Below are 2025 nucleotides of genomic sequence, written 5' to 3'. Positions count from 1 at the left end.
GGGTCCCGACGTCCCTCCGAGGGACGTCGGGACCCGTCGCCGACGCACCGGCTCACCAGCCGTGGTCAGCCGCGGTACGCCTCCAGCAGGCGCAGCCACACCTCGCTGATCGTCGGATAGGCGGGGACCGCGTGCCAGAGCCGGTCGATGGGGACCTCACCCGCAACGGCGACCGTCGCCGAGTGCAGCAGCTCGCCGATGCCGGGGCCGACGAAGGTGACGCCGAGTACGATCTCGCGGTCGAGGTCGACGATCATGCGCGCGCGGCCCCGGTAGCCGTCCGCGTACAGTCCGGAGCCGGCGACGGCGGCGAGGTCGTGGTCGACGGCGCGGACCCGGTGCCCGGCGCGCTCGGCCGCGGCGAGGGTGAGCCCGACGGATGCGGCCTCCGGGTCGGTGAAGACGACCTGGGGGACGGCCGCGTGGTCGGCGGTGGCGGCGTGTGCGCCCCAGCGCTCGGTCGACAGCGGCACGGTGCCCTGCGCTCGGGCGGCGATCGCGGCACCCGCGATGCGGGCCTGGTACTTGCCCTGGTGGGTGAGGAGCGCCCGGTGATTGACGTCGCCGACTGCGTACAGCCAGTTGCTGCCCTCGACGCGGCAGCTGTCGTCGACCTCCAGCCAGGATCCGGGTTTCAGTTCCACCGTCTCCAGCCCGAGGTCGTCGGTGCGCGGGGCACGGCCGGTGGCGAAGAGGATCTCGTCGGTCTCGATGCGCTCGCCGTTGTCCAGCTCCACGGTGACCGGCCCGTCGGGGCCGGCACGTCGCACGGAGGTGGCGGAGACGCCCGTACGGATGCCGGCTCCGGCCTCGATGAGGGCCTCGGCGACCAGCTCGCCCGCGAACGGCTCCATCTTCGGCAGCAGCCCTTTGCCGCGGATCAGCATCGTCACGTGCGCGCCGAGAGCCTGCCAGACGGTGGCCATCTCCACGCCGACGACTCCCCCGCCGACGATCACCAGTCGGCCCGGCACCTCCTTGGCGCTGGTCGCCTCCCGGCTGGTCCAGGGGCGGGCGTCGGCGACTCCGGGAAGGTCGGGAACGACGGCGCGGCTGCCGGTGCAGACGGCGACGGCGTGCCGGGCGGTCAGCCGGTGTTCGGAGCCGTCAGGGCCTGTGACGGAGACCGCCTTCGTACCCGTCAGGCGTCCCCGACCCCGGTAGAGGTCCGCCCCGATCCCCTTCAGCCAGGCGACCTGTCCGTCGTCCTTCCAGTGCGAGGCGTACTCGTCACGGTGGGCGAGGACGGCCTCCGCGTCCAGGGGGCCCTGGACAGCCGCGCTGAGTCCGGGGACCTTGCGCGCATCGGCGCGGGCCACGACCGGACGCAACAGCGCCTTGCTCGGCATGCACGCCCAGTACGAGCACTCGCCGCCGACGAGCTCCGTCTCGACGACCGCCGTGGACAGTCCGGCAGCCCGGGTCCGGTCCGCCACGTTCTCACCCACAGGCCCTGCACCGATCACCACGACGTCGTACACAGCGTTCTCCACAGCATCTGTCATGGGGGACAGTCTGACCGGGGGTGTGAGCCCCGGCCACATGGGCAGGCGGAATAGCGCAGAGCCGGGCACCGTTGTGCCGGACACGTCCGAACGGGCACAGGAAGAGGTAACGAGAGCATGAGCACCGTAGAGCTCACCAAGGAAAACTTCGATCAGGTCGTCAGCGAGAACGAGTTCATCCTGATCGACTTCTGGGCTTCCTGGTGCGGCCCGTGTCGGCAATTCGCGCCGGTGTACGACGCAGCGTCCGAGCGCCACGACGACCTGGTCTTCGCGAAGGTCGACACGGAGGCGCAGCAGGAGCTGGCGGCGGCCTTCGAGATCCGGTCCATTCCGACCCTGATGATCGTCCGGGACAATGTGGCGGTGTTCTCCCAGCCGGGGGCCCTGCCGGAGGCGGCGCTCGAGGATGTCATCGGGCAGGCCCGCAAGCTGGACATGGACGAGGTCCGCAAGTCCATCGCGGACCAGCAGAAGGGCGAGAAGTAGACAGCGCGAGCGAGCGACGCCGCAGGGGTCC

At 71.2% G+C, this 2025-nt stretch carries 2 protein-coding genes; one reads left to right on the top strand and one right to left on the bottom strand.

Annotated features, from left to right (window positions below):
• Positions 1–65 precede the first annotated feature (65 nt).
• On the bottom strand, positions 66–1505 hold the full coding sequence (locus ACFU6I_RS48490) for a dihydrolipoyl dehydrogenase family protein (protein ID WP_384380961.1): 1440 nt from the start codon (positions 1503–1505) through the stop codon (positions 66–68).
• 117 nt (positions 1506–1622) lie between these two features.
• Between ACFU6I_RS48490 and trxA the strand changes: the two genes are divergently transcribed.
• On the top strand, positions 1623–1994 hold the full coding sequence (trxA, locus tag ACFU6I_RS48485; protein WP_384380958.1) for a thioredoxin: 372 nt from the start codon (positions 1623–1625) through the stop codon (positions 1992–1994).
• The last annotated feature ends 31 nt before the right edge of the window (positions 1995–2025 follow it).

This window comes from Streptomyces sp. NPDC057486 (assembly GCF_042802415.1).
GTDB classification, from domain to species: domain Bacteria; phylum Actinomycetota; class Actinomycetes; order Streptomycetales; family Streptomycetaceae; genus Streptomyces; species Streptomyces yanii.
This window is presented reverse-complemented; position numbering and strand designations above follow the sequence as displayed.

Excerpts from the sequence above, each read along its gene's own strand:
- ACFU6I_RS48490 (WP_384380961.1), bottom strand. The coding sequence starts at position 1,505 with ATGACAGATGCTGTGGAGAACGCTGTGTACGACGTCGTGGTGATCGGT.
- trxA (WP_384380958.1), top strand. The coding sequence starts at position 1,623 with ATGAGCACCGTAGAGCTCACCAAGGAAAACTTCGATCAGGTCGTCAGC.